Genomic DNA, 17,822 nt, shown 5'->3' with positions numbered 1-17,822 from the left:
GGTAAACTGGACCAGAAGAAAAACGCGCTTTGGCCAAAAAGCTCAGGCGGCTTTCATGACCGCGGTCAGCTCTTCCAGAACCGCGTTGGGTTCTTTCTTTTCCAGCACGGCAACTTCCGCCACAAAACGCTCCTGTGCGGCTTCGAACAGTTTGCGTTCGCTAAAGCTGCCATCCAGACTATCCACGTTGCGGCGCAGGTCACGCAGAACTTCGGCAATCTGTACCAGATCACCGGAGTTGATTTTTTCCTGATACGCAACAGCCCGACGGGCCCACATGCCTTTGCTGACATGCGGCTTGCCTTTGATGATGGACATGGCTTTGTCCACAATCTCGCGCGAGACAATCTTGCGCAGGCCAGACTTGCGGGCCTTGGAAAGCGGGATACGCAAGGTCATCTGGTTGCCGGGGAAGGAAATCTGGATCACTTCCAGCTTTGTCCCGGCAATTTCGTCAATCCCGATCCGGTCTACACGCCCGACGCCGTGAGCGGCATAGACAATGGAATCCCCTTCCTGAAAAGGGTCTTCGTCTTTCACCTTGGTTTTGGCCTGGGCCGCAGTGGTGGCGGCAGCGGTGCGTGCCATTGCATCTGTCACGCCGCCTTTTGGAGGTGTTCTAAACGTGTTCATGGTCAAGACCTGTAGCATAAAATGCGCTGTTTGTCTGCAATATAAAGAATAGGGGCGGCAATGCTCTTATTGCTGGACGCCGTTTTGTGTCTGCAGGGGTGGTGCGGTCTGGTCACCCGTGGGCTGGACCACATCAATTTCAATATTACGGGCCATGGTTGCCATGGGCAGCGCGTGCGGAGTGCCCGAAAAAGGATTTTGCAGGTCGTCTGCACTCTTGTCCAGAATAAGGAACAGGCACCCCACAAGCGAGGACCCAAGGGGGGTAATCCATTCCAGCGTCTGCACCATGGAAAGGGGCAGAACAATACAGAAAATATTGACCAGCGCGCGCGGCAGGGCGGAAAACTGCATGGGCAGGGGGGTGTTGCGAATACGCTCCAGCCCGCCCTGTGCGTTGGCAATGTCGGACAGGATGCGGTCAATCTGGCCATGAACGGCGCCATCTATGCCCTTGCGGGTGACTTCCTCTGTCACGCCCAGACCAATCTGGTAGAGAATGGCGTTGGGTTTGTTGCGGTATGGCTCAATGGCTTTGAGCATGTGGGGGGGCAGCAGGCGCTCCACATCCGCGCTGGCATCAACCGGGCCAAGCGCCATGCGCAGGGCGTGGGGGTAGGCGGCAATGGCGTACATCAGGTCATGCCGGTCGCCTAGCAATGTGCCGGCCTGCCGGCCAAAGGAGCGGCAGTTATTGGTAATGGCGCCCCATAATGTGCGCCCCTCCCACCACCGCGCATACGCACTGTTGGAGCGAAAGCCCATGAACAGCGCCAGTGCCGAACCAATAAGGGAGACGGGCAGGCTGGGCTGTTCCATCCATTCCTGATGGAAAATCTGAAAAAGAATGACAACAACCAGATCCCACGCAGCCATAAGCAGGATGACCATAAGGATTTCCCGCGTGATAATGCGTAAGCCGACCTTCTGGTCAACGATCATTCAAAAATCTCCGGTCTCTGTGTCACTGGGCGGAATGCCCGGTGCCATTTTAACACACAATACATCGCAGGGTTGCCAGTGCGATTATGGTTTGTGCATGCTGGGTAATGGTAAGCATGAGCACGTATGGCTGACCAGATGAAAAGGGTCGTTGGGATGACGGAAACAACAGGGCTGACACTGCTGGAAGAACACCGGGCGCATGGTGGGCGCGTGATGTTTTACGAACATGCCTCCAACGTGCTGGGGTTGCCCGCGCGTTTTGGCGTGTTTTTGCCACCAGCGGCAGAACAGGGTGGCAAAGTGCCGGTTGTGTATGCTCTGGCCGGGCTGACCTGCACACAGGAGACTTTTCTGATCAAGGCAACCGCACTGGCCGAAGCCGCCCGGCTGGGCGTGGCTCTGGTTACGCCAGATACCTCCCCCCGTGGTGCAGGTATTGAAGGTGAGAACACGGACTGGGATCTGGGAACAGGTGCGGGCTTTTACCTGGATGCAACCCGGCAGCCATGGGCGCAGCATTACCGTATGGGCAGTTACATAGCACAGGAACTGCCTTTGCTGGTGGAAGCCGCCCTGCCACTGGATGGTGCAAGGCGGGGGATCATGGGGCATTCCATGGGTGGGCATGGTGCACTGGTGCATGGTTTGCAGGCCCCCCTGTTCTGGAAGTCCATTTCCGCCTTTGCGCCGGTTGTGCACCCTTCTGTTGTGCCATGGGGTAAAAAGGCGCTCTCCACTTATCTGGGGCCAGACCACGCGGCATGGCGCGCGCATGATGCCGTGTGCCTGCTGGAGGATGGCTATACCCATCCCGCTCCCATTCTGGTGGATACAGGGCTGGCCGACCAGTTCCTGCAACGCGAACTCCAGCCGTGGCACCTAGTAACCGCAGCAGAAAAGGCCGGGCAGGCCCTGATCTGCCGCGAGCATGAAGGGTATGACCATTCCTACTGGTTTGTGCAGAGCTTTGTGGCCGACCACCTGCGCCATCATGCGGGGTTGCTGGGAGCATAAGCTCCCGGCTCTGCCCCTTTAAACCTGAAGTGAGGGGTTGTGCTTCATGCCCGCCAGTGCGCCCAGCCACTTCATGTATTCCATGCCCATCAGCCGCAGGGTGGACAGCCGCCACGGGTGGTCCATGGCAGGGGGCATGACCGGGTAAGGTGTTAAGGCAACATCGGGCAATGTGCGCCCGAGTTCGAGCATGGCGCGGCGCATATGGTAGCCTGCGGTAACAATAATCAGGCTGTTGATATGGTGGTCCGCAACCCACGCGGCAGTTTCGGTTGCGTTGCCAATGGTCGAGCGTGCCTGATAGCCCAGTGTAATGCGGGCGGCCATGTCTGGCGGGGTGGAGGCTGGCAGTAATGCGCGCACCGATGTCTGAAGGTCCACGCCGGAAATAAGCAGGCGAGCATCGGGGTTGCTGGCCAGCAGGCGGAGGGATGTTTCCACCCGCCCTGTGCCCCCGGTCAGGGCCACAATACCATCGGCATGCATGGTGGAGGCCGGGGGCTGGCGCGCATCATGGACAAACCAGACAAACCCGGCCAGCCAGAACCCGGCGGCCAGCAGGCAGGTTTTTTGCACCAGAGGCAGGAACCGCCGGCTCAGGCGGGGCAGGGGTGTGGCGTTGCGCATTATGGGAGGCGGAGCAGCCACAGGCGTACCATGACCTGAGTTGTAAACCAGCAGATAAATGCCGCGGCAAAAGGCAGAAGTGCCAGTGCGCACAGCATGTCTGACGGTATGGTGTTTGCCAGTGCCTGCCAGTTCTGGGGCAGCAGCCGGTCGGGCGTGGTGAGCGGCGCACTGGCAAAAGGGGCTGCCATCTGCAGGAGCAGCAACAGCGGCAGGCAGGCCATAAGGGTGCCGCTTAGTCCACCACCAAAGCCAAGGGTTGCGGTCCGCCATGCAAAGCGACCGGCAATATAACTGTCCGACGCCCCAAGCCCGTGCAGGGTTTTAATAATATCCTTGCGTGTGGCAAGGCCGGTGCGTGTGGCAAGGCCTGTTATCATGGTGGCAATGCCGCCCACACTCAGCAGGGCCAGCCCCGCGCAGGCCAGCAGGCTGTTGGCCAGTGCCCGCAGGCGTTCGCCCCAGCGGGCGTTATGCTCCATAATGGTGCCGGGAACATGGGTGCCCAGTGCCTGCTCCAGTGTGGCAGGTACACTGGCGTCCGGTGGAAGTTTAACGCGGATAATTGCAGGCAGCGGCAGGGCAGAGCTATCTGTTTCCCCCAGCCACGGTTCCAGCAGGCGGGCCAGTTCGGGTGGGGTCAACTGGTGTACTTCCGTGCCGTCTGGCAGGCTGGCAAGGTCTGCCAGAACGGCCTGCACACGGGTTGTGGTGGCGCTGCCACCACCTTGTGCGGGCAGTGGGGCATTTGCATCTGGCACCTGAATGGTGAGCAACTGGGCAGCTCCCCCAGACCAGCGGGCGGAAAGTGCCCGCGCACCACTGGCCCCGGCCAGAGTGAGTGCGGCCAGAAAGCCCATCATGGCCACCAGCGCGAACAGGCTGCGATCCGGCAGGGCTTCGGAGAGGGAGAGGCCATCCTTACGGCCGGAAAAAGGCCGCGTCATACCTGTGTATCTCCCTCATCCACCAGCCGCCCACGTTCAAGGAACAGAAAAGGCCGTTCAAGCCTGCGCACCAGAGATTCGTTGTGGGTCGCCACAATAACCGTGGTGCCCATGGCGCTGAGTTCGGCAAACATATCAAGCAGGCGGCAGGCCTGACTTTCCTCCAGTGCATTTGTCGGTTCGTCTGCCAGAATAAGACCCGGTCGGTGGATAATGGCGCGCGCAATGGCGGTGCGCTGCTGCTCCCCGCCTGAAAGCCGGGTGGCGGGAACATCCAGGCGCTCGCCCAGCCCCACCCATTTGAGAATGGCGTGAACCTCGTCCTGAATTTCGTCCTCGGGGCGGTTTTGCAGGCGCAGGGGCAGGGCCACGTTATCGGCCACGGACAGATCGGGCATGAGCTGATAGTCCTGATGCACCATGCCGATTCTGTGGCGCAGGCGCACAAGAGCTGCACGCTTTTCGTCCTGTGCAACGGTTTTACCCAGAATGGTCATCTGCCCGTCGGTGGGCAGGTTTTCAAGATGCAACAGGCTGAGCAGGCTGCTCTTGCCCGCCCCGGAAGGCCCAAGCAGCCAGCGGAATCCGCCCTGCGGCACCGCAAAGGATAAATGGGCCAGAACAGGCCCGCTATCCTTTTTGCCCCGGCGCCAGGATACATTGTCCAGACGAATCATTTACCGCTTTCCGGGCAAAAAGCACAAAGATAAGGCAGCTTAGTCATCCCCCAACTGTAGCGGATTGTTCCGTGCACTGTCGATTGAGAAGCACCATTCAGTGCTGAATTGAAAAAGGCGCTCCGTGCCTTTAGGATCGGGGGCTGGCACGGATTGCCTTTTCCTGTGATAGGAAGGGGGGTTACGTTTGTCTTTCGCCCTGATGCCTAGCCTGCCGTTCCAGCCAGACCGGGGCAACAGGGAGAGGCCCTGCTAAGAGAGTGTTCATGAAGATTGTCTGTCCTTCCTGCGGTGCGGCATATCAGGTTCCCGAAGCTCTTCTGGCTAAAAGGCATACGCTCAAATGTTCGGCTTGCGGCGTTAAATGGCGGCTGACCCCGCCTGATGCACCCGAATATGGCCCAGCAGGCACAATAGCCCCCGCAGCAGCACCCGACGCCCCTCCCGCAGTAACAGCTGCACCTGTTGAGAACACTCCGGCAGAACCGCAGGCTCCATCACTGCCAGCCCAAAGTGATCCGGGTACACCAGAACACACCCCAGAGCCGGCGGATAACAAGGTAGAGCCGGTTGTGGCTCCCTTTGCCGCCCCTCAGGCAGAAGCCAAAAGTGCGCAGGTTGAACCGCAGGAGCCTGTTACCCCCGCTCCTGCACCTGCTCCCTTGGAGGACGAAGCAGCCGGGGAGGAGGATAACGCCAGCGCCCCCCCGATTGTTCCCGCACCATCTGCGCCACAAGGGGATGTGCCCCTTGCATCCTCCCCCGTTCAGGCCGAAATCCAGCCAGAGCCAGAGCCAGAGCCAGAGCCAGAGCCAGAGCCAGAGCCAGAGCCAGAGCCAGAGCCAGAGCCAGAGCCAGAGCGGGAGCTAGAGCCAGAGGTTCCGGCTCCCGCTCCAGTGCCCCCCGCTGCACCGCCGGTTGCGCCTCCCGCACCCGCAACGCCTGTGCCAGAGGTTCCTGTGGCCGAGAGTGCAGCACCAGCAGCCCCTACACCGTCACGCACAGTGCAAACGCCGGGCAGGCTGCCGCTGCGTGCGGAAACAGGCAAAAAAGAGAGCGCACCACTCGCGGCCCATATTGCACGCCCGGCTTATAAGCTGGGCACAGGCTCGGCCTTGCAGATGGTGCGCGAAGCGGTTGCCGGCGTATCCAAACGGGTTGCCGGTACGGATATACGTGCCCTGCTGCAAAGCGAGTTGTTCTGGCGCAGGGCCTGGATTGCGAGTTTTGTGCTGGCTGCACTGGTTGTGCTGGGGGCGTGGCACTGGTGGGCGGCCATTGTGGACGCATGGCCTGCCGCGGCCCGGCTCCACCAGCCGGGCTAACACCGTTTGATGCCCCGCAGGCCGTGCGGGGCAGGTGGAAGCGTGTGGGTGGGCGCTTAAAGCTTGCGGCCGACCAGCATGGCCAGCGTGGCACCTGCCGCGGCCACGGCCATAAGCCCCAGACCATCGCAGATCAGCCCGCTGGCGGTCAGTTCGTGCCCGGCAAGCACAATCTGTTCGGGAATGGCGTTGGCAACGCTGGCAATGGCGTCATGCGCCTGCGGGTCGGCTGATGCGGTGGTGCGGGTCAGGGTTTTGACCAGTGCTGGCAGTGCCGCCCATGCGGCCCCTGCAATGAGCAGGAGAGGGGCAAACAGTTCAGCCATCTGCTGCACAAAATAGAAAACAAAATAACAGGTGGCTCCAATGGCCGTACGCAGCACCCGCAGCCCGGCAGAGGCCGAAGTGTTCTGGCGGGAGGACATGGCAAGAGGTTGCTGGGAAGCGGGTATAGGTGTGCGCGTGTCCATGAACCTGTGTTCCTTCAGGTAATCCGAGGCGGAAATGTCGGTCAATCTGCCAGTGGGGCAGGCTGCTCAAGTAAAGAGCTGCCTTTATACCGTTCTTGTGTGTGTCTTGCCACCATGCTTGCAGCGGGGCAGATGCAGGCAGCAGGAGAGGTAACGCATTCGCGAGCAGACGGCGGATGTTTTTGTTTGGTATGGGTTTAAAATCGGATTTAAGCGCAAAAAGGATGGGCCTAGGCGTCCAGCTATAGGCGGAATTTATGGATTTTCTTTCCTGCTCCATCCTGTTCGCGGGTGTGAATGCAACGTGCGAACAACAGCTTGTGGCCGAGCTGGACAAACGTGGCCTGGGTGTGCGCGTAGCCGCAGATGGCCGCGCGGTTTTTGCCGGGTTTGATACCGAACTCCCAAGCCTTCTGGTGGTGCAGGACCACCTGCCCGATATGTCTGCCGCCCAGCTATGCCAGCGCTTGCGGCTGACATCGGCCACGCGGGGCATACCCGTGGTTGTGCTTGTAGATGAGCATGATGCCGAGCAGGAGCGGGAAATTCTGGAACGTGGGGCAGATGCCTGCTTTTGTGCGACGGATGACCCGGTTTTTCTGATTTTTCGCATATGCGCACTTCTGCGCGAGTTCGGGGATGAAACCGCCGAGCGTGAAGGGGCTGTGTTCCGTCAGCCGCGTGTTTCTGTTGTGACCGCACCGGGGGGCGTTTTATGGGCATGGCCCGATGGGGCGAGTGTTGGCAAAACGCCGCGCCTTGTCCAGATGCTCCGCCAGAATGGCGAGGACGCAACACTGGTGGAAGACCCCGACAGGCTTGAACTCTCCAATGTCAGTGCCGGGCGTATCCAGCCCGACTGCATTGTGGTGGATCTGAGCTGCCCGGCCTTTAACGGCCTTGCTCTGGCACAGACAGTTGCTGCCTTCCGGCGCAGGAGCCGCCAGTGTACGCGAGTGCTGGGGGTGGTCGAACATGGCCAGCTCACGGCCGAAAAAATACGGCTGGCGTTTAACGCCGGTGTGGATGACCTGACGGACTCGGACATAGCCCCCGCACTGCTGGTTGCCCGCATAAGCAGCCTTGTGCGCCGCAAAACCTTGCAGGATGAAGCCCGGCGTGAGGAAGCGCATATAGAAAGTGCCCGCGCCCGTATGGCACTGGCCGATGCCCTACGCCGTGTTAATGCGGATCTGGCAGCGGCTAACCGTAAGTTGATTGATGCACAGGTTAAACTGGTGCAGTCGGCCAAAATGGCGTCTCTGGGGGAGCTTGCCGCAGGTATTGCGCATGAGTTCAATAACCCGCTGGCCTTTGTTCTGGCGCATGAAAACACGGTCAAGCGCAGTATGGCGCAGGCTTTGCAGGCAGTAAGGCAGAACGATATTGGCGTGGCCGAAGCCGCCCTGACCAAAGGGGCCGAGCGTCTGGCCTCCTCCCTTGTCGGGTTATCAAGGCTGCGTGAGCTGGTGGCCAGCCTGCGGCGTTTTTCCCGTCTGGAGGAGGGCGAGTTCCGCCGTCTGGACGTGCCCGAGGCCATTGCCATGGTGCTGACACTTCTGGCCCCCAAACTTGGGCAGGAAATAGCGGTAGAGTGCCGCCTGAAAGCACCGCCGGAACTGGTCTGTCAGGCAGCACTGGTTAATCAGGTGGTCATGAACATTGTCAGCAACGCAGCTGACGCCATTCTGGAACAGCGCGAAACAGCCCGCAAACAGGGTGGTTCTGCACCGGCCAGAGGCAAGGACCAGATTTTGATCGCCTCTTTTTTGGAAAAGGCAGAGGCCGAAGGGGCCGAAAACTACGTGTTGCAGATATCGGATACAGGGCCGGGGGTGCCGCAGGAATTGCAGGAACGCGTTTTTGAACCGTTTTTTACAACAAAACCTGTAGGCTCGGGGACCGGGCTAGGTCTGGCAACGGCATATGGGGTTGTGCAGGCCCATGGCGGGAGTATTGTTATAACAAACTCGGGAGCCTTGGGTGGTGCCTGCTTTACCATTCGTGTGCCCTATAAATCAGGAGAGGAGAGGCGCGGTGAGCACGTTATATGAACCAACACAGCGCCCTTTTGTGCTCGTTGTGGATGACGAGCCGGAAATTCTGGTCGCACTGTCCGACCTGCTGGAAAGTGCCTACACGGTCCTGACCGCTTCCTCGGGGGAGGAAGGGCTTGAGCGCCTGCGCAGTAACCCCGGTGTTGCTGTTATTGTTTCCGACCAGCGCATGCCGGGCATGACGGGCGATGTCTTTTTGGCCCATGCGCGTGACCTGTCTGCGGCGGGGGCAATCCTACTCACGGGGTATGCGGATATTTCCGCCGTGGAAGCAGCCCTTAACCGGGGCCAGATTTCCTTTTTTGCGTACAAGCCGTGGGATGATGAAACCCTGCTGTCCATGGTCGGGCAGGCGGCTGCGCGGTATTTTCTGGAAAAAGAGCTGGAGTGCGAACGCCTGCTTCTGCGCGGGCTGCTGGATAACCTGCCCTTTGGTCTTGCAGTCAAGGATCAGGCGGGCTGCTTTGTGCGGCTTAACCAGCAGATGGCAAGCCAGCTGGGCCACACGGTTGCGCAGTGCATTGGCCAGCGCGAAGAGGATCTGGTGGATGGCCCACGGCTGGAAAGCCTGAAGGAAGCACAGGGCCAGCTTGCCCAGACCGGGCGCGACCAGCAGGTGCTCCAGCTTCCGGCACAGGATGGCCCGGCCCGCTGGCATGACCTGACGCGCGTCAGGCTGGATAGCCTGCGCAACACTCCTGTACAGTCCTCCATGCTCTCGGATTATTCCATCCTGATCGACCGGGATGTGAGCGAGCTTTTAAGTCTGGAGCAGCGGCTGCGGCAGGCGCAAAAAATGCAGGCCATTGGCACATTGGCCGGTGGCATTGCGCATGACTTCAATAACCTGCTCACGGCTATTCAGGGTTCTCTGGAACTGGTGCAGGACCTTGAGCCTCCAAAGGAGGCCTCGGTCGTCCGGCTGTATGAGAACGCCATGGAAGCCGCCCGACGTGGCGCGGTGCTCACCCGCAAGCTGCTGGACTTCAGCCGCCCGAGGCATCTGGTCTGCCAGCGGGTGGATATGCATGATGTGCTGGAAAACCTCCAGACCTTCATGAAGCAGGGCAAAGTACCCGAGGAAATCCGTGGCGCGCTGGATGCATCCCGTCTGGAGGGCATGAGCCGCTTTAGCAGCGTGCGCTTCAATATCCCTCAAGAGCCGCTGCCTCCGGTCTGGACAGATGCCGTGCAGCTTGAACTGGCGGTCTTCAGCCTGTGTGTCAATGCGCTGGATGCCCAGTCGGAAGGGGGCGAAACCTGCGTTTCTGTCCGTCAGGTTGCGCGCCTGCTGGGGCGGCATGTGGGGCGTGAGCATGCCGGTGCATGGGTGGTCGTGCAGGTGACCGACCGCGGCATTGGCATGACGGAGGACATACGCGCCCGTATTTTTGACCCGTTCTTTACCACCAAGGGAACAGGGCAGGGCATGGGGCTTGGCCTGTCCATGATCTATGGCTTTATCAGCCATTGCGGGGGAGAAGTGCGGGTGGATAGTGCCCCCGGTGGAGGGACGTCCGTTGAGCTATGGTTCCCCGCCATGGATCAGGAAATGGCCGCCGCCATTCCCGCCGTGCCAGCCAACACGGTGCAGACCATAGCGCGTGTTCTGCCAGAAAACGGGGCAGGCAGCACCATTCTGGTCGTGGATGACGAACCGGGTGTGCGCGCGGTAACCAGCGGCTTTCTGCGCCGTGCCGGGTATGAGGTCATGGAGGCGGCAAGTGGCGCCGAAGCCGTGGAAAAAGTGCAGTCCACCCCCGGCATTGCCCTTGTGGTCATGGATGTGATGATGCCGGGCATGAACGGGGGCGAGGCCGCACGACGCATCCACGATGTGCGTGCAGACCTGCCGGTTCTGTTTGTTACCGGCTATGCGGATTTTGGCGTGCTGCCAGAAGGGGTTGCCGTTTTGCACAAGCCCTACACGCGTGATGCGTTACTGGGAGATGTAAGGGCTATGCTGGCAGCATAGCCCACCCCCTTGTGTCCTGCGCCAGAACGCCTATTTCTTGGTGTTATGGATAGTTTTCATTCTGCTTCGTCTTCGCATGATCCCGTCGGCTGGCACGGGACCACCATTCTTTGTGTGCGCCGTGGCGCGCAGGTTGCCATGGCGGGGGATGGCCAGGTGACACTGGGCAGCACCGTGATCAAGGGCAACGCCCGCAAGGTCCGGCGCATTGGCCCTTCCGGCACCATTCTGGCGGGGTTTGCCGGTGCTACGGCAGATGCCTTTACCCTGCTGGAGCGGCTGGAAGCCAAGCTGGAGCGCTACCCAAACCAGCTGGAGCGCGCCTGTGTGGAACTGGCAAAGGACTGGCGCACGGACCGCTACCTGCGCAGGCTGGAGGCCATGATGGCCGTGGCCGATGCCGAACACTCCTTTACCCTGACCGGCAATGGCGATGTGCTTGAACCCGAGGACGGTATTATTGCCATTGGTTCGGGCGGGAACTACGCCCTTTCGGCAGCGCGGGCACTGTTGACGGTAGAAGGTCTGGGGGCGGAGGAAATTGTAACCCGCGCCATGAAGATTGCAGGCGATATCTGCGTCTATACCAACCACTCCGTGCGGATAGAAACGCTGGATGCCAAAACGGCGGGAGACAAAGCCTGATGCAAGCCCCCCATCTTTCCCCGCGTGATATTGTTGCCGAGCTTGACCGCTACATTGTAGGGCAGGGCGATGCCAAACGTGCGGTTGCCATTGCCATGCGCAACCGCTGGCGCAGGGCGCAACTGCCAGAAGCCATGCGGGAGGAGGTCGTTCCCAAGAACATCCTCATGATCGGCCCGACCGGCTGCGGCAAAACCGAAATTGCCCGCAGGCTGGCCAAACTGGCGCAGGCCCCCTTCCTTAAAGTGGAAGCCACAAAGTTTACCGAGGTCGGTTATGTTGGCCGGGACGTGGATAGCATTGTGCGCGATCTGGTGGATGCTGCCATTGTCATGCTCAAGGACATGCGCCGCAAGGATGTGGAAGAGCAGGCAGCTCAGGCGGCGGATGAGCGGATTGTCAACGTACTGGCAGGTGAGGGCTCCTCGGCCGATACCAAAAGCAAGTTCCGCACCATGCTGCGCAGCGGTCAGCTTGAGGATAAGGAAATTGACATCGCCATAACCGATCCCGCCCCCACAGGCCCGGCAGATATGCCGGGCATGATGCCGGGGAGCGTGATCAACATTGGCGATATGATGAAAGGGTTTATGAACCGCGCCCCCAAGCAGAAAAAACTCCGGATTTCCGATGCCCGCAAACAGTTGCAGCGGGAGGAAGTCGAGCGTCTGCTGGATAGCGAGAGCCTAACGCGTGAGGCCGTAGCTCATGTGCAAAACAACGGCATTGTCTTTCTGGATGAGATCGACAAGGTCTGTGCCCGTTCATCCGAGAGCGGAGTAAAGGGGGGCGATGTCTCGCGCGAGGGGGTGCAACGCGACCTTCTGCCCCTTATTGAAGGCACGACCGTTTCCACCAAGCACGGGCCGGTCAAAACCGACCATATTCTGTTTATTGCTTCTGGTGCGTTCCATCTGGCCAAACCGTCCGACCTGCTGCCGGAATTGCAGGGGCGTCTGCCTATTCGTGTGGAATTGCAACCCCTCTCACGCGATGATCTGCGGCGTATTCTTACCGACCCGGAACACTCCCTGCTCAAACAGTATACCGCCTTGATGAAAACCGAAGGTGTAAACCTGACCTTTGCCGATGATGCCGTGGATGCGCTGGCCGAACTGGCTGCGGACATTAACGAACGGGTGGAAAATATAGGCGCGCGCAGGCTTGCAACAGTGCTGGAAAAACTGCTGGAAGATATTTCCTTCACCGCACCCGAGCGTGGGGGCGAAAATGTTGTTGTGGATGGCGCCATGGTGCGGGACAAGGTGGCCCCACTGGCCCGCAAGGGCGATCTGAGCAGGTTTATTTTGTAATGGAAGCACCTTTTGTAACCCCGCAGGAAGACACTGCGGCAGAAGCCATCGAAGCCATTGGCGACGAACTGGACGTGTTTGATGACTGGATGGAACGCTACCAGTACATCATAGAAATGGGGCGCAAGCTGCCACCATTCCCACCAGAATGGTGCAATGATGCGCACCGTGTGCCCGGTTGCCAGAGCCAGGTCTGGCTGGAGGCGAAGGAAGCTGATGGCAGGCTCTACTTTGCGGGCCTGTCCGATGCCGCCATTGTCAGCGGGTTGGTGGCACTTCTGCTGCGTGTGTATTCTGGTCGCACGCGGGAGGAAATTCAGGCAACGGACCCCGGCTTCCTGCGTGATCTGGGGTTGGTACAGGCTTTGTCCACCAATCGCGGTAACGGGGTTGAAGCCATGGCCCGCGCCATGCGCTCGGCTGCTGCCGTATCTGCCTGATCAGGCCCGGTTGTCTGTGCCCCCTGAACCTGTCTGTTACAGGCAGGTTTGGTAAGGGGGAATGGAATGCAGGTGCTCAGGCACAAAAAAGCCGGCCCCCATGTGGAGGGCCGGCTTTTTTTAGTGTGGAAAGCCCGGTGCCTTCAGGCGTTCCCTTTTTCCTTCAGCGCTTTCAGCACATCCGCCGGGCGGATGGGCAGGTGGCGCAGGCGCACACCTACTGCGTTGAAAATGGCGTTGCCCACGGCAGGTGCAATGGTTGTAACGCCCGGCTCACCCAGACCCATGGGTTTTTCCGTGCTGGGCAGGAACTCAACATCCATTTCCGGCACATCCGCAATGCGCAGGGGGGTGTAGGTGTTCAGGTTACGGTCGCGCACGTTGCCGTCCACAATTTCCGTTCCTTCAAACAGGGCCATGCTCAGCCCCCACAGGGCACCGCCCTCGGTCTGGGCAGCGGCCCCGTCGGGGTCGATAATTGTGCCAGCATCCAGCACCAGCCAGATTTTCTGGCAGGTTACAACGCCTGTCTTGCGGTCAACATGCACCTGCACGGCACCAGCCGTCCATGTTGGCATGGCGCGTTCCTGCCCAAAGGTGGTGGCAATGCCAATGGCTGTATCCGCAGGCAGGGAAACCTTGCCATAGCCACATTTTTCCACCAGATGCCTGAGCACATTGGCCTGACGGCTAGCCCCACCCACGGAGTTGGGGGCGCTGCCTGCATTGCGGCCTTTGCTGTCCAGCAGGCTCAGGCGGTAGTCCACCGGGTCCAGCTTACGGGCATAGGCAATTTCGTCCAAAAAGCTCTCATGCGCCCATGGGGTCCAGCCGGAACTGACCGAACGGAGCCAGCCGGGGCGGAAGGTTTCGCTTGCCAGTTCATTGTCCAGCGCGCGCACCAGCATGGGGCCGACATCGTACCAGTGGTCGGCACCTGCAATGGCAAACTGGTCATAGGGTTTGCCGTCCGCGCCTTTTTCCATGAACGCGCTGGCCATAACACGGGTTGGCCAGCCAGCGGAGGCATGGTGCTGCCACGCAGTAATTGCGCCGTCCTGCCCCAGTGCCGCACGGACCGTCTGCACGGAGGGGGAACGGATGGAGTCAAACAGCACGTCATCCGAGCGGGTAAAGATCAGCTTGACCGGCTTGCCCCCGATGGCCTTGGAAATAAGGGCCGCAGGCACTGCGTAGTCCCCGTTCAGGCGGCGGCCAAAGCCCCCACCCAGCAGGTAGCTGCGCATGACCACTTCGGATTCAGGCACCTGGAGCGCCTTGGCAATAACGGGCAGGAACAGGGTCTGCCACTGGTTGCCGCAATGCACTTCCCACTTGCCTTCGTGCTGGCGGGCCAGCGCGTTCATGGGTTCAAGCTGGTAATGCAGTACGGAGGAGCAGGTATAGGTCTGCTCCACCACCTTGGTGGCCTTGGCGAATGTTTCGTCCACGCCGGGGTCGTTGAACACGCACGAACCACCGGCTTTGTTTGCAATCTGCTTGCGGCCGTAGTCCAGAATGTCCTGCTCGGTTACGTTGGCGGTCTTGCCCGGGGTCCAGACAACCTTGAGCGCATCCGTTGCGCGGATGGCCGCAGGGTAGGAGGAGGCCAGAACCGCAACCCAGCCCGGTACGGTATCGGACGGGTCTTCGAGCACAATGTAGCGGATGTACCCCTTGACCTTTTTGGCCTCGCTGTCATCCACCGAGACAACTTTGGAGCCATAGCGCGTGGGCGGCAGTTTGGGGCGGGCGTACACCATGCCCTCAAGCTTGGCGTCTATGCCGTAAATGGCGGTGCCGTTGGTTTTGGATGGAATATCCAGCGCCTTGACATCCTTGCCAATCAGCCGGTGCTCGGATGCAGGCTTGAGCGGCAGCTTGGCCATTTCTTCTGGCGTGTAGGTTTTGGTCGGGTGCGCACGGCTGACAATATCGCCGTAGCTGATCGACCGGCCGCCAGCAATAACCTGCCCGTTGCGGGCAATACAGGCAGCGGGGGAAACCCCCAGCAGTTTAGCACCCTGTTCCACCATGACCGTGCGCGCAGCAGCCCCGGCCTGACGGAACTGGTCCCACGTCATCCACACGGACCAGGAGCCACCTGTTACCATAAGGCCCCATTTGGGGTCTGTATCCACATAGGTAATGCGGACCTTGTTCCAGTCGGCTTCCATTTCATCCGCAATAATGCGGGCAAGGGCCGTGCCAATATGCTGGCCCATTTCCGCACGGATGATGTTCACATTCACCCAGCCATCGGGGGCAATGGAGCACCAGATCGTGGGTTCAAAGGCGGCGGCTTCCTTCAGGGCTTCCGGTGCGCCCTGCGGGTAAACCTGCGCTGCCTTGCCCTGACGGGCAAACCCGAACAGAAAGGCAGAGCCTGCTGCGGTGAGCAGAAAACTGCGGCGCGAAGGCCCACGGCCCGCAGCCCGGTCCTGCTGTGCGGCAATACGTTCGAGCTTACCCATTGGATGCCTCCTCCTTGCGCAGGGCGGCAGCTGCTTTTTTAATGGCTTTGCGAATACGGACATAGGTCATGCAGCGGCACAGGCTGCCGCCCATAACACCATCAATTTCCTCATCCGTGGGGTCCGGGTAGTCCTTTAACAGGCTAACGGCCTGCATGATCTGACCAGACTGGCAGTACCCGCACTGCGGAACCTGAATGTCCTTCCAGGCTTCCTGCACGGCATGTTTGCCATTGGGGTCCAGCCCTTCAATGGTGGTAATATCAGCCCCTTCCAGCGAACTGAGCGGAGTAATGCAGGAACGGGTTGCCCGGCCACCAACCAGAACGGTGCAGGCACCACACTGGCCTACGCCACAGCCAAACTTTGTGCCTGTCAGGTCCAGATCATCACGCAGCGCCCACAGCAGGGGGGTGTCGTCCGGCACATCGACAGAAACGTCACGGCCATTGAGTTTGAATTTTACCATCTCGTGCTCCGTGGTCCGTCTTAGTGCGATGAATTGACAGGAATGGTGGTAATGGTCTTGCGCACTGCGGCTGCTTTCTTTTCCAGGTCCGTCCATGGTGGCAGGGTGGTGCGGGTGCGGCGCAGGTAAGCGGCAATCCGCGCCATATCCTGATCGGACAGGGCATTGTAGAAGCTGGGCATGGCTACGCCGGACTGGCCTTCTTCCGCTGTCAGCCCATGCAGGATGACCTGATAGAGGTTGGTGGGTTCATCCAGCCAAAGCGCGTTGTTCAGCGCCAGATCGGGGCGGCCCAGTACGGGGGAAGGGGCTGCATTGTAATGGCAGGCCGCACAGGCCCCCTGATAAAGCTTGGCGTCGGGGTCCACGGTCGGGCCGATCAGGTCGATCTTGGACTGTTCCATGGCGCGGGCAAGGGCGGCCTTGTCGTGCTTTTCACGCTCGGCGGCATGGTCCACATCGGCAAAATAATGCGCGATGGCGTGTACATCTTCTTCCGGTACGGTGGAGAGGAAGCGGTGCGGCACGGGGGACATGGGGCCACCAGCAGGCCCATGGAGCGGTGCCACCCCATAACGCAGGTACTGGAACAGCTCGTCTTCCGTCCACGTGGTGGGGGTTGGGTTATGCTCGTTCAGTGGGGGGGCAATCCAGTTGTCCACCACTGCGCCATCGTAAGGAGCGCTCTTTTTTTCCGCCCCCATGAAGTCACGCGGGGTATGGCATGCGCCGCAATGGGCGTTACCTTCAGACAGGTAAGCCCCACGGTTCCACAAGGCATCATGCCGCGGATCGGGTTTGTACACGCCGGGGGTGAAGTACAGCAGCTTCCAGCCGGCCTGCAGAATACGCAGGCTGAGCGGGAAGGGCAGCTCGTTGGTGCGGTGCGTCATGTGCACGGCAGGGCGTGTCATCAGATAAGCATAAAGATCGGAGACATCCTGCTCGGTCATTTTGGTAAAATGATCAAACGGGAAGGCCGGAATAAGGTGGACCCCCTTGCGGGAAACCCCAAGGTGCATGGTGCGCTGGAAGGCTTCTTCCGACCAGTTGCCTATGCCGGTTTCGGGGTCTGGTGTAATATTGGAAGAATAGATGGCACCAAAAGGGGTCTCCATCTTGTAATCGCCAGCCAGTTCCGGCCCACCGCCCATGTCTGTGCGGGTATGGCACTCTGCGCAGTATCCTTCGGCGGCAACAATACGGCCACGTTCGATCTGCTCGGCAGAAAAACTGCTGCGGTCAGGGGGTTCCACGGGTTCTATGGGGGGGTACCAGGCGTAATAAAGAAAACCCAGGCCACCCACGGCACCAATGGCGGCTGCTCCTGCTAAAAGACGTTTGATCACTCTAATCCCCACCTTATGTGTAAACGTCCCGTCTGACGGGCAGATGGATCAAGTCTGCCCAACACAGCCAGAGGAACAGCATCTGCGGTCTGTCGTTGATTGAGATCAATCTTATCTGGATTTCTGTCACAGATAAACGCATAGAAGCCGCGTTATTACACGACAAAGTGTATATGATTTATCTATATCGCAAGAATATTACAAAAATCGGCCTTTTTTGGTTATTATCTATATTCTGTAAAATATAGACAGGTGAAAATTTGCATGTGCGGCATGCATTTTGCTCGGGCAAACAGAGGGGCCTACCTTATATATGTATGCGGAACAGGCGCTTTGCGTTGCACAGAATCCGACCGGTCGAAGAATCGATTGCCCCTTGTGGAGCAGATTTGTTGCAAGCAAAGGCTTGAAAGCTGCCCCCCTTTCTTTTAAGGAAGCGCATTCGCGCACGCGTCCGGGCCT

Annotated in this window: 16 protein-coding genes; 7 read left to right on the top strand and 9 right to left on the bottom strand. The window is 59.7% G+C overall.

From position 1 onward, the window contains the following. Positions 1–42: 42 nt before the first annotated feature. Entirely contained in the window at positions 43–633 is a 591-nt protein-coding gene (locus LKE65_RS11425) for a CarD family transcriptional regulator (RefSeq protein WP_086647188.1), read from the bottom strand. A gap of 66 nt (positions 634–699) precedes the next feature. Continuing rightward, on the bottom strand, positions 700–1,575 hold the full coding sequence (locus LKE65_RS11420; RefSeq protein WP_086647189.1) for a bestrophin family protein: 876 nt from the start codon (positions 1,573–1,575) through the stop codon (positions 700–702). A gap of 156 nt (positions 1,576–1,731) precedes the next feature. On the opposite strand from LKE65_RS11420, the gene fghA reads away from it, so the two are divergent. Continuing rightward, a complete protein-coding gene (fghA, locus tag LKE65_RS11415) occupies positions 1,732–2,592 on the top strand; it encodes an S-formylglutathione hydrolase (RefSeq protein WP_278741414.1) in 861 nt (286 codons plus the stop codon). An 18-nt stretch (positions 2,593–2,610) separates the two neighbouring features. Here fghA and LKE65_RS11410 read toward each other — a convergent pair whose 3' ends face one another. From LKE65_RS11410 to LKE65_RS11400, 3 genes are read right to left on the bottom strand one after another with little or no spacing between them, the layout of a single operon-like run. After that, positions 2,611–3,219, bottom strand: coding sequence for a YdcF family protein (locus tag LKE65_RS11410; RefSeq protein WP_086647190.1), 609 nt, complete (start codon positions 3,217–3,219; stop codon positions 2,611–2,613). Next, positions 3,219–4,166, bottom strand: coding sequence for a cell division protein FtsX (locus tag LKE65_RS11405; protein WP_165925010.1), 948 nt, complete (start codon positions 4,164–4,166; stop codon positions 3,219–3,221). Before LKE65_RS11405 ends, LKE65_RS11410 begins: the two co-directional genes overlap by 1 nt. Then, positions 4,163–4,843 (bottom strand): cell division ATP-binding protein FtsE, encoded by a 681-nt coding sequence (locus LKE65_RS11400; protein WP_278741413.1) that lies wholly within the window; start codon positions 4,841–4,843, stop codon positions 4,163–4,165. The genes LKE65_RS11405 and LKE65_RS11400 overlap by 4 nt, the downstream gene beginning before the upstream one ends. 266 nt (positions 4,844–5,109) lie before the next feature. Here LKE65_RS11400 and LKE65_RS11395 point away from each other — a divergent pair, with 266 nt between their 5' ends. Beyond that, positions 5,110–6,168, top strand: a complete 1,059-nt coding sequence (locus LKE65_RS11395) for a zinc-ribbon domain-containing protein (RefSeq protein ID WP_278741412.1) — start codon at positions 5,110–5,112, stop codon at positions 6,166–6,168. 56 nt (positions 6,169–6,224) lie between these two features. On the opposite strand, the gene LKE65_RS11390 is transcribed toward LKE65_RS11395, so the two are convergent. Then, a complete protein-coding gene (locus LKE65_RS11390; RefSeq protein WP_278741411.1) occupies positions 6,225–6,638 on the bottom strand; it encodes a hypothetical protein in 414 nt (137 codons plus the stop codon). Positions 6,639–6,895: 257 nt separating this feature from the next. Between LKE65_RS11390 and LKE65_RS11385 the strand changes: the two genes are divergently transcribed. Genes LKE65_RS11385 through LKE65_RS11365 form a run of 5 tightly spaced genes read left to right on the top strand, consistent with a single transcriptional unit; the run spans position 6,896 to position 13,068 of the window. Then, positions 6,896–8,692 carry an ATP-binding protein gene (locus LKE65_RS11385; RefSeq protein WP_278741410.1) on the top strand — a complete coding sequence of 599 codons (1,797 nt, stop codon included), beginning with the start codon at positions 6,896–6,898 and terminating at the stop codon, positions 8,690–8,692. Continuing rightward, positions 8,676–10,670, top strand: a complete 1,995-nt coding sequence (locus tag LKE65_RS11380; protein WP_086647194.1) for a response regulator — start codon at positions 8,676–8,678, stop codon at positions 10,668–10,670. The genes LKE65_RS11385 and LKE65_RS11380 overlap by 17 nt, the downstream gene beginning before the upstream one ends. A gap of 45 nt (positions 10,671–10,715) precedes the next feature. Then, complete coding sequence (hslV, locus tag LKE65_RS11375) at positions 10,716–11,315, top strand: ATP-dependent protease subunit HslV (protein WP_086647195.1); 600 nt, start codon at positions 10,716–10,718, stop codon at positions 11,313–11,315. Further along, positions 11,315–12,628 (top strand): ATP-dependent protease ATPase subunit HslU, encoded by a 1,314-nt coding sequence (hslU, locus tag LKE65_RS11370; RefSeq protein WP_086647196.1) that lies wholly within the window; start codon positions 11,315–11,317, stop codon positions 12,626–12,628. The genes hslV and hslU overlap by 1 nt, the downstream gene beginning before the upstream one ends. Continuing rightward, the gene (locus LKE65_RS11365; protein ID WP_095348939.1) at positions 12,628–13,068 is read left to right on the top strand and encodes a SufE family protein; all 441 of its coding nucleotides are present in this window, start codon (positions 12,628–12,630) and stop codon (positions 13,066–13,068) included. Before hslU ends, LKE65_RS11365 begins: the two co-directional genes overlap by 1 nt. Positions 13,069–13,211: 143 nt before the next feature. Here LKE65_RS11365 and LKE65_RS11360 read toward each other — a convergent pair whose 3' ends face one another. Genes LKE65_RS11360 through LKE65_RS11350 form a run of 3 tightly spaced genes read right to left on the bottom strand, consistent with a single transcriptional unit; the run spans position 13,212 to position 17,360 of the window. Further along, a complete protein-coding gene (locus tag LKE65_RS11360; protein ID WP_165925004.1) occupies positions 13,212–15,542 on the bottom strand; it encodes a xanthine dehydrogenase family protein molybdopterin-binding subunit in 2,331 nt (776 codons plus the stop codon). Beyond that, positions 15,535–16,011: a (2Fe-2S)-binding protein gene (locus tag LKE65_RS11355; RefSeq protein ID WP_278741408.1), complete on the bottom strand. Its 477-nt coding sequence runs from the start codon at positions 16,009–16,011 to the stop codon at positions 15,535–15,537. Before LKE65_RS11355 ends, LKE65_RS11360 begins: the two co-directional genes overlap by 8 nt. 20 nt (positions 16,012–16,031) lie before the next feature. Continuing rightward, positions 16,032–17,360: a c-type cytochrome gene (locus LKE65_RS11350; protein WP_095348937.1), complete on the bottom strand. Its 1,329-nt coding sequence runs from the start codon at positions 17,358–17,360 to the stop codon at positions 16,032–16,034. Positions 17,361–17,822: the final 462 nt, after the last annotated feature.

Source organism: Acetobacter fabarum (genome assembly GCF_022483405.1).
Classification (GTDB): domain Bacteria; phylum Pseudomonadota; class Alphaproteobacteria; order Acetobacterales; family Acetobacteraceae; genus Acetobacter; species Acetobacter fabarum.
This window is presented reverse-complemented; position numbering and strand designations above follow the sequence as displayed.

Bases quoted from the DNA above. Each gene is read 5' to 3' on its own strand.
- hslV (WP_086647195.1), top strand. From the start codon at position 10,716: ATGGATAGTTTTCATTCTGCTTCGTCTTCGCATGATCCCGTCGGCTGG.
- LKE65_RS11395 (WP_278741412.1), top strand. From the start codon at position 5,110: ATGAAGATTGTCTGTCCTTCCTGCGGTGCGGCATATCAGGTTCCCGAA.
- LKE65_RS11410 (WP_086647190.1), bottom strand. From the start codon at position 3,219: ATGCGCAACGCCACACCCCTGCCCCGCCTGAGCCGGCGGTTCCTGCCT.
- LKE65_RS11385 (WP_278741410.1), top strand. From the start codon at position 6,896: ATGGATTTTCTTTCCTGCTCCATCCTGTTCGCGGGTGTGAATGCAACG.
- LKE65_RS11400 (WP_278741413.1), bottom strand. From the start codon at position 4,843: ATGATTCGTCTGGACAATGTATCCTGGCGCCGGGGCAAAAAGGATAGC.
- LKE65_RS11365 (WP_095348939.1), top strand. From the start codon at position 12,628: ATGGAAGCACCTTTTGTAACCCCGCAGGAAGACACTGCGGCAGAAGCC.
- fghA (WP_278741414.1), top strand. From the start codon at position 1,732: ATGACGGAAACAACAGGGCTGACACTGCTGGAAGAACACCGGGCGCAT.
- LKE65_RS11355 (WP_278741408.1), bottom strand. From the start codon at position 16,011: ATGGTAAAATTCAAACTCAATGGCCGTGACGTTTCTGTCGATGTGCCG.
- LKE65_RS11420 (WP_086647189.1), bottom strand. From the start codon at position 1,575: ATGATCGTTGACCAGAAGGTCGGCTTACGCATTATCACGCGGGAAATC.
- LKE65_RS11405 (WP_165925010.1), bottom strand. From the start codon at position 4,166: ATGACGCGGCCTTTTTCCGGCCGTAAGGATGGCCTCTCCCTCTCCGAA.
- LKE65_RS11390 (WP_278741411.1), bottom strand. From the start codon at position 6,638: ATGGACACGCGCACACCTATACCCGCTTCCCAGCAACCTCTTGCCATG.
- hslU (WP_086647196.1), top strand. From the start codon at position 11,315: ATGCAAGCCCCCCATCTTTCCCCGCGTGATATTGTTGCCGAGCTTGAC.
- LKE65_RS11360 (WP_165925004.1), bottom strand. From the start codon at position 15,542: ATGGGTAAGCTCGAACGTATTGCCGCACAGCAGGACCGGGCTGCGGGC.
- LKE65_RS11425 (WP_086647188.1), bottom strand. From the start codon at position 633: ATGAACACGTTTAGAACACCTCCAAAAGGCGGCGTGACAGATGCAATG.